The organism is Vibrio genomosp. F10 str. ZF-129 (assembly GCF_000287055.2).
Lineage (GTDB): Bacteria > Pseudomonadota > Gammaproteobacteria > Enterobacterales > Vibrionaceae > Vibrio.
In genome coordinates, this window is the sequence record NZ_AJYQ02000113.1 from 1 (window position 1) to 8,691 (window position 8,691).

Genomic DNA, 8,691 nt, shown 5'->3' on the forward strand with positions numbered 1-8,691 from the left:
GTGCTTTCGACCACTCAGCCATCTCTCCGTTGTTGGGGCGTATGATAAAGGGTGCTCAGCAGGTTGTAAATAGGCACCTACATCGTTTGCTTTCTTTTTATGCACTTATGTCTATTTTATTTTTGATTGGGTGGATTATAGGCATTATTTCATTAAATTTTGAAGGTGATGGTAAGAAAATGGTGGCTGAGCCTCTTAGGTTTGGGGACTCTGGTTACAGGGTGTTAAGTCTTTGGGGCTCAGGAATAAGGAATATGGAAAAAGGAATGGAGTCAAATCAAAGCCATTAGCTGTCTGCGAGTAAGAGAAAGAAAAAGAGAAAGAGAAAGAAAAAGAGCCAGAGTATACGTAACTTTTGAGGTTGCGATACTCCGGTTGTCATTCCTAAGCGATCTTAATTACATCGTCATTAGAGAGTGTTGAGTCTAATTTTCCCGAGCATAAAAGCGCTGTAACTCGGTCAAACCTTGCATCAATATAGGCAGTGTAGGGCTTTGATCTTTCAACCTTTTATACTCTTCGTCATAAAGTTTGAAATTGCCAAACTTATCAATAACAGTCGTCTGATTCGATGTGATCAAAGCCAGTTCTCGCGAATCGCCGGCTAGAATCCACTTTCGTCGACGTTCATCAAAAATATTGCGGCCACTGCTGTAGTCACTTGGATTAGATGATACACCGAGTAAGTCTTGTAACAATGTCACCGATACATCTAAATGACTCGAACGATGATTGTAGGTTGCAGGCAACTTACCTGGCCATTGAATCACCATAGGGACTTGTAATTGATAACGACTAAAGTTGGTGCTCGCGCCCCAGGTGTTGGTGTTGGTCTCATTAAGTTCTGTACCGTGATTAGAAGTGATGATCACGACAGTATTTTTAGCCAATTGCAATTCATCAAGCTTATTGAACAAGGTGCCAAGCTCCTGATCCGCTTGTTTTACTGATGCTTGATAATTCTGAGAAAACACTTCTTTGGCGGTACCCGAATTGACTTCTTCCAAAGAGAAGTTTTCAATCGTTGTTAGTTCGATAAAGCTAAACCATGGGCTTTTTGATTTACTGGCCCAGTCACTCCATGCTTCAATAGTTTGGCTATCGGCAGTGCTAGCACTATCAAATGCCATACCAGTGAAGGGCATTCCACGAAACAGTGTTTCTGCGTAAAGATCATCATCAAAATTGTCGCCGCTGAATAAACCGAAGTTGTATTTTTTGTCTGTCAGTGTGTCAATCAAAACGGGCAAGCTGGCTTGAGACTTGATGCTTGCCGCGTAGCTACTCGGTAATCCATAAAGTAAGCCAAACATGCCGTACATGTTATTACTCGAACTGTAGTGATTGGTAAAATTAAGTGCGTTTTCTGCATATTGTGACGTGAATGGCATCACGTTATTGTTCAGCGAGTCTGCTCTAAGGCCGTTAATACTCACTATTAATATATTCAGATTGTTTCCACGTCGATCAAAGCGCAGTTTATCGTACGGGTAACGGACTAGATCACCACTGCCTTCGCTTTCTGCAAGACGTTTTAGATAGTCATCTTTGTCTAATAATCCATGTTTTTCCATGAACGATTTTGCCGTCATTGGGTAAGACAACGGGAAATTTGATTTCTGGCTGGTTACTGGGTTGTAGAAGTAAGCGTCAGACCAAACATAAGTGAGATGGCTGGCAATAAAACAAAGAAAAAATACCGCTGTAATCGGTCGCCCTACATGCTTATGAGAAAGTTTACGTTGTTTACGCCATACCCATTCAGATAAGCCTAATTGAAGTAGAAAAATGAGCGGTAAAACAATGAAAAGGTGTTGCAGCCCTTGGGCATGTTCACTGCTTCCCTCATTAAAAAGAAGCTCCCACACGAGTGGCGTTAAGTGTAAATTGAGGGTTTGGTAGGCTTGAGTATCGATTAAAAGAACCGTCAAACCCATAGTGGCGAAACACACCGAAAAAAGTCGAAATAGTTTACGGGACGGAATGATAAATGTTAACGGGAACAAAACGAGCAAGTACAACGCAAACACCAGAAAGCCGAAATGCCCGACCCAAGAAGAAGCGAGATAAAACTGTCCCAGCAAGGTTTCTGGCCAAGGAGATTGTGTAATGTAGCGGGTACCAACTAACATTGCTGCAATGATATTGAAGAAAGCAAACCAATGCCCCCAACCCACTAAACGAGAAACTCGTTCGCTATATGTATTTCCGCTATCTACCATTAGTCGTTTTGCAGCCCGTTATAATTAATGTGTTTGCTCTTCTAGTGAAGAAATCAACGCTTGAGCAAATTTTTCAGCAATTGCTTTGCGTTGTGAAGCAGCAACGTTCTGATTTAAAACATTGGTTGCAATGTTTCCAGCGATCATCAATGAAAGTTCTGGTGTTGCACCATGTTTATCCAAAATAGCGGCCACTTCCGCTAGGATAATTTCAACTTGATCGTCACTGTATTTAGATGTAATCGGCATAAAGACTCTATAGATGATAGTAAAAGCGGCTTATGATAACCTACAATGCCTATCAACTGAAACCTAGAACGCCGATATTTTCATTATGAGCCTTCAATTATCAAACGTCATTTTACACCAATTATCGAAAAACGATCAGGATGAACTCATCGTTAATTTTCGTTCTCATTCATTAGAAAACGATGGCTCTACAGAGCACCTTGTGGCTGAGTTACATCGTGTCTTTAACGCTAAAGCCGGCAAAGGCTTTGGTTCTTTTAAGTCAGACAGCGAATTTCAAATGTGGTTGCAAGAACTTCGCCAAGGTGAGAAGAATTTTTATGATTTCTCACAACTTAGTGCAAACCGACTGAAACAAGAACTCTCTAAGTACCCATTCGCTGATGAAGGTATCCTGGTTATTGCCGAATACCAATCACTGGCGACAGACTATTTATTCGTTGCATTACTTCCTTCAATTCAAAGCCTTAAAGTAACGGAAGGATTAGAGATCAGTGCGACAGACTATCTCGATATCAATAAAATGGATATCGTTGCTCGAATCGATTTATCGAGTTATGAGACAGACAAAGAGTCAAACCGATATTTAGCGTACATAAAAGGTCGGGTTGGCCGTAAGGTGGCAGACTTTTTCCTAGACTTCCTTCAGGCGGAAGTAGGATTGGATACAAAACAACAAAACCAAGTATTGATGCAAGCAGTCCAAGATTTCTGCAGTGACTCCAAGTTAGAAAAAGAAGACGCGACAAATTATAAAAAGCAAGTCTACGATTATTGCAACGAAACGATCAAATCGGGTGCAGAAGTTCAAGTTCGTGAATTGTCTGGTGAGCTTCCTCAAAGCCAGGAAGGAACAAGCTTTCTTGATTACACCAAAGAGCAAGGCTACGAATTAGAAGACAGTTTTCCAGCTGACCGTTCAACAATGCGCAAGTTGACTAAGTACGTTGGTGCGGGTGGTGGATTGAATGTGAGTTTTGATAGTTTGTTGCTTGGTGAACGTATTTTTTATGATCCAGAGACGGATACGTTAACGATAAAAGGAACGCCGCCTAATTTACGCGACCAATTAACGCGAAATTAGTGACATAGAGAGAGCTTTTGTTCTCTCTTTTTTTTATTTATTTGCCATGGTGACATACTCTATAAAGACAGTGCATTACATTATGGAAAATAATAGGTTACCTCTATGTCGACGGAAGCGATGAAAACCAAGAAAAAGCAACTGCTGGCCATTGTTTGTCTTTGGTTCCTAGTCATTATTACGACAATGAGCCTTGTCCGGGCGAATTCAGACAATCAAGCGAGTATTACAGAGCTTGGAAACAGTCTAGAAGCGCTTCGCAATACGCTCCATTTTGATGCGCAGTATCGAATGGCTCATGTGGACGACACCTCTCTCAAAGTTCAATTGCTTTACTCGTTAATCTTACAGTTAGAAACTAACGACAAGAATCGTTTCTTTCAACCCGACACGAGCCAATTAGTATTCACGACCAAGCGTTTTATTGAATTAACGCGACAGTTTAATAACATCGATGAACAGGTCATTGAATTGGTTGAGCAACTTAAAAAAATCAGAGAGTCTTATCAAGACAATTCCTCTATGCAGACGGTATATTTTCAGCTGAGTAGCCATATATTCGAAGCCATGTTTAGCAGCGCTTCGACAAGCCCTGAAATTTATCGTTCTTTGGATTATTTGTTTGTCCAGTCTCAGACGATGTCGCCTGACGAGGGGGAGAAACTTCAGCAAGCTTTAGCTCAAACATCTTCTGTTTTAAGTGTTTATGCCAAAGGAAGTTATTTGGTTGAAAAACTGGTCAATCACCCGGTCAATCTCGTCCAGTCAGAATTAAAGTGTCAATATGATGAGCAAATGAATGGTTATTTTATGATTTCAATTGCCACGAGTGCATTGGCGATATTCAGTTTGTTTTTTCTCTCAATGAAGCAGACAAATCCATTACTTAATCCGGCGGTTAAAGAGAAAGCAAAGACAGAGGATTTAGCGACAGAGGAACTGGAGCAAGTGGCCGCTTCTGTAGTAACAAAACAAAAAACAGTAGCAACACAACACAATGAAAAAGGTGACGTGATGAGTAAACCTTTACAATTTGATCATGTGGATTCTAATTCGTCGTCAGTACAGCAAGAATCCACGAGTCATCATCAGGATTCTTCTACAAAACATCAACCCAATCAAAGCATCGATAGTAATGAAAAATCAACTGCTTCTGAAAAAGTAAGTATCGATCATATGTTGCACTCTTTAAACGGTGACAATGAGTCCGTCTTGTTACTCTTAGATGTGTTTATTCAAGACCATGAAACCAATGCAGAAGAGATAAGAGAGACGCAAAATACTGATATCGAACATGCCATGCGAATTGCACATAGCTTAAAAGGCGTTGCAGGTAATCTTGGTGCTCTAGAGCTAAAAGAGATTGCCACCGAGGTTGAATCGGATCTCAAGCACGGTACTCATGTGAGCGATGAGAAACTAGAGCGCTTAGCGACGGTTTTATCGTGTGTGGTCGGGAGTGCAAGGGATTATCTAAGCCAGCATTGTTAACTTTCATCAATAAGACTATTAATACGATCAGTGGCGCCAATTCTTGACAGTTTTATGACTTTACAGGTTAATAATCCTCGCCGTTTTTTTATTTGGATATAAAGCTATGTATTGCCGTCGCCTGAGTCAGTGGTTGTTATGTTGTGTTGCTCTTAGTTTGAGTGGATGCTCTTTGCTTGAGGTGAAAATTGATACACAAACAACGCCATTGACTCAGCAAGAACTCAATATGCGTTTGTTAACACGAGAGTATGCGCAGACTTTTTTCTCACAGGTAGAGCAAACAGCCGACACTATTTCTGATAACTATCCGGCCGATGATGCTATTCACCAATCTTACTTGTTGCTATGGAAAATTAACGCGACTGAAGGAATGCAGAGTGCGGCGTATCAGGGTAGCCCTACTGCAGCATTAATCGATAGCTGGGTGTTTAGCTATCAAATGGCCGCTTATTTTGAGCAAGGGAACAGTACGGAACTATTCCAGCTTGAACAAGCCACATCCGTCTCCAAGCTGCTCGCTGAGGACATGGATCAGCGTGCCAAGTCTCTTCTTAAAAAGAGTGTTTATCAATCAATGAGATCCTTTGTTCAACAATTCTCATTAGATCATCCGTTCAGTGATATTTCGCTTAGCAGAACGCCAGCTTATCGACAGTGGCTGACTATCAACCAAATCAATCAAGGTGACGTGAAGTCGACAATGGGAACCATGCCTGAAGCGTTAGGCGATGTCTCTGATAAGTTAAGCTTGGTAGCGGAGCAGACTCCAAAAGTGATGACCTGGAAAGCCCAACTCATGGCACTAAACAGCAATATCAGCGGACAAGAATTATCGGAAACGTTGCAAAGTGTTCAAGCCACATCCCGTTCTTTCCAAGACTTTGTAGAAAATAATCCGGAATATATGAAGGTCTTAGCTGAACAAATGGCCGTCACATTACAGCCGCTCGTTAATGACATTGACAATAAAACCAATGCTAGGCTTGTCCAGCTAGGCGGCGAACGCAAAGCGTTAGAAGCAATGGTGGAAAATGAGCGCGTTGAATTAATCAAGATGATTGAAAAAGAAAGGAAAGCCATTGCGGTTATCGTTTCCTCAGAACGGGAAAAGTTTACCCAAGACATAGACAAAGTTTCTCAAGATATCGTCATTTTGGCGGTCGACAAAATGATGGAGTTGGTGAAAAGCCTCATACTGTATTTTGTCCTCTTTCTCGGCGCTATTTTCTTTGCTCCGTTAGGGTTAGGTTATTTCTTAGGGAAGCGCGCCGCAAATAAGTCCTAGCCGATTAGACGACTTCAGACTGCGCCTTGAAAAATCGAATCATCTCGACCCTTTTGGCCTTTCTCTCTGCTTTTTCTAGAATCTCTTGGCGTTTTCTAGAAAAAGTGACCATAAATGGCATTATTTAGTAATTATCGCTTGAGATTTTTTGTCGAAAAACTTATAGATGGATAAATACATTTTTTAATACATGGAGCGTTTTTGTGATGAGAGTCGGTTTAGTTGGTTGGCGTGGTATGGTTGGTTCCGTGCTTATGCAACGTATGGTAGAAGAAAAAGATTTCGACCTAATAGAACCTGTTTTTTATAGTACTTCTCAAGTTGGTATTCCAGCGCCTGCTTTAGGTAGCAACCCAGCAGGTATGCTGCAAGATGCGTTTGACATCGAAAGCTTGAAACAATTAGATGCAGTGATCACTTGTCAGGGTGGCAGCTATACCGAGAAAGTATACCCAGCTTTACGCCAGGCAGGATGGAAAGGGTACTGGATTGATGCAGCCTCTACGTTGAGAATGGCTCAAGACTCCATTATTACTCTTGATCCGGTCAACTTGGCTCAGATCCAGCAAGGAATCCATTCTGGAACCAACACCTTTGTGGGTGGTAACTGTACCGTAAGCTTGATGCTCATGGCTTTAGGTGGTCTATACGAGAAAGGCCATGTTGAGTGGATGAGTGCAATGACCTATCAAGCGGCATCAGGAGCAGGGGCGAAGAATATGCGCGAGCTTATCTCGCAGATGGGGGTTGTGAATGATTCGGTTAGCTCAGAGCTGGCTAATCCAGCGAGTTCCATTTTAGATATAGATAAAAAAGTGGCGGACACGCTACGTTCTGGTTCGTTCCCAACGGATCAGTTTGGTGTTCCTCTTGCTGGATCATTGATTCCTTGGATTGATGTGAAGCGTGAAAATGGCCAAAGCAAAGAAGAGTGGAAGGCCGAAGTTGAAGCGAACAAGATTTTAGGTTTTCAAGATACCCCAGTGCCAATTGATGGTACTTGTGTTCGTATTGGTGCTATGCGTTGTCATGCCCAAGCGCTCACGATTAAGTTGAAGCAAAACATTCCGCTAGATGAAATTGAAGAGATGATCTCGACTCATAATGACTGGGTTAAAGTGATTCCAAATGATCGTGATATTACTGCGCAAGAGCTAACGCCAGCAAAAGTCACTGGAACATTATCAGTGCCAGTAGGGCGTTTGCGTAAAATGTCGATGGGTGATGATTTCTTGAATGCGTTTACGGTTGGTGACCAACTACTTTGGGGGGCCGCAGAGCCTTTGCGTAGAACATTACGTATTTTACTTGCAGAAAAATCGTAATCACTGTTGTATTGGAGAAAAGCGCCTGTTGGCGCTTTTTTTTTGTTAATTCAGAAGGCCTCGTGCTTTATCCTGCGGGATCGCTAGGAACAATGCGCATATCTGGATCGGCTAATTCTGCGCCACAAAACTTGCAATGAAGAGCATCGCTTTCATGTCCTGTCTTCATACAGTTTGGGCACTTAACCAGATTTCGGTGTGCATTCATCTCTTGATTCAACTCTGCCGTAATGATTCCGGTGGGTACCGCTAGAATTGAATAACCAAGCAGCATGACAAGAGAAGCGACCGATCGGCCAAGAGGTGTTACTGGCGAAATATCGCCATATCCTACCGTCGTAATGGTCACGATAGCCCAATAGATGCTCATCGGAATACTAGAAAAACCATTTTCAGGCCCTTCAATCACGTAAAGCAGTGAGCCAAAAATAGTCACTAGAATGGCGACCATACTGAAAAAGATAAGGATCTTTCTTCGGGACATATAAAGCGATCGAAGTAGGATGTGTGAGTCTTGAAGGTAGCGCACCAGTTTAAGAATTCGAAAGATTCTCATGACCCTCAATAAACGAATCACTCCCATGAAGGAAGCGCCTGGGATGAGTAAGGCAAGATACGTTGGAAGTATAGCTAATAAGTCGATCACACCGTAAAAACTTCGGGCGTAGGCGGTCGGCTTTGGAGAGCAATAAAGCCTGAGTAGATATTCAATGGTAAATAGGCCGGTAAAAAAATACTCAAGTATTTTTAGAGCAAAATGCCATTCTGCATCAGTAGAGTAGACTGAGTCGGCCACTAGGACGGATAGGGATAAAAATATGGCGATGACCAGCCCGATATCAAATATACGACCTGCTTTAGTATGGGTACCAAAAATGATGATGTAGAGATGATGTTTCAATGAATGATCAGTTAAAGTCATAATAGTGCTGTTAGTGAATGAACAGCACCATAATAACGTGAGATCAAAAAGTAATCGAGTGGTTAACGAGTCAGCCGTCGCTAGGGCGTGTTGATCTTTCGCGGTTAAAT

8 protein-coding genes are annotated in these 8,691 nt (G+C 42.0%); 5 read left to right on the top strand and 3 right to left on the bottom strand.

Going from position 1 to position 8,691, the window contains the following annotated elements; genetic code table 11:
- Positions 1 to 290, top strand: a 290-nt coding sequence (locus A1QO_RS20520) for a hypothetical protein (RefSeq protein WP_038132107.1), incomplete at its 5' end; no start/stop codon positions are given.
- 135 nt (positions 291 to 425) lie between these two features.
- On the opposite strand, the gene A1QO_RS14470 is transcribed toward A1QO_RS20520, so the two are convergent.
- Positions 426 to 2,222: a DUF3413 domain-containing protein gene (locus A1QO_RS14470; protein WP_026026794.1), complete on the bottom strand. Its 1,797-nt coding sequence runs from the start codon at positions 2,220 to 2,222 to the stop codon at positions 426 to 428.
- 24 nt (positions 2,223 to 2,246) lie between these two features.
- Complete coding sequence (locus A1QO_RS14475; protein ID WP_017036261.1) at positions 2,247 to 2,471, bottom strand: YejL family protein; 225 nt, start codon at positions 2,469 to 2,471, stop codon at positions 2,247 to 2,249.
- Between the two features lie 85 nt (positions 2,472 to 2,556).
- Between A1QO_RS14475 and yejK the strand changes: the two genes are divergently transcribed.
- The 4 genes from yejK (at position 2,557) to asd (ending at position 7,659) form a co-directional block, all read left to right on the top strand.
- A complete protein-coding gene (gene yejK, locus A1QO_RS14480) occupies positions 2,557 to 3,555 on the top strand; it encodes a nucleoid-associated protein YejK (protein ID WP_017036260.1) in 999 nt (332 codons plus the stop codon).
- Positions 3,556 to 3,660: 105 nt separating this feature from the next.
- Positions 3,661 to 5,046, top strand: a complete 1,386-nt coding sequence (locus A1QO_RS14485) for an Hpt domain-containing protein (protein WP_017040059.1) — start codon at positions 3,661 to 3,663, stop codon at positions 5,044 to 5,046.
- A gap of 106 nt (positions 5,047 to 5,152) precedes the next feature.
- Positions 5,153 to 6,334, top strand: a complete 1,182-nt coding sequence (locus A1QO_RS14490; protein WP_017040060.1) for a hypothetical protein — start codon at positions 5,153 to 5,155, stop codon at positions 6,332 to 6,334.
- A 206-nt stretch (positions 6,335 to 6,540) separates the two neighbouring features.
- Complete coding sequence (gene asd, locus A1QO_RS14495) at positions 6,541 to 7,659, top strand: aspartate-semialdehyde dehydrogenase (RefSeq protein ID WP_017036257.1); 1,119 nt, start codon at positions 6,541 to 6,543, stop codon at positions 7,657 to 7,659.
- A 67-nt stretch (positions 7,660 to 7,726) separates the two neighbouring features.
- Here asd and A1QO_RS14500 read toward each other — a convergent pair whose 3' ends face one another.
- Entirely contained in the window at positions 7,727 to 8,581 is an 855-nt protein-coding gene (locus A1QO_RS14500) for an ion transporter (RefSeq protein WP_038132110.1), read from the bottom strand.
- Positions 8,582 to 8,691 lie beyond the last annotated feature (110 nt).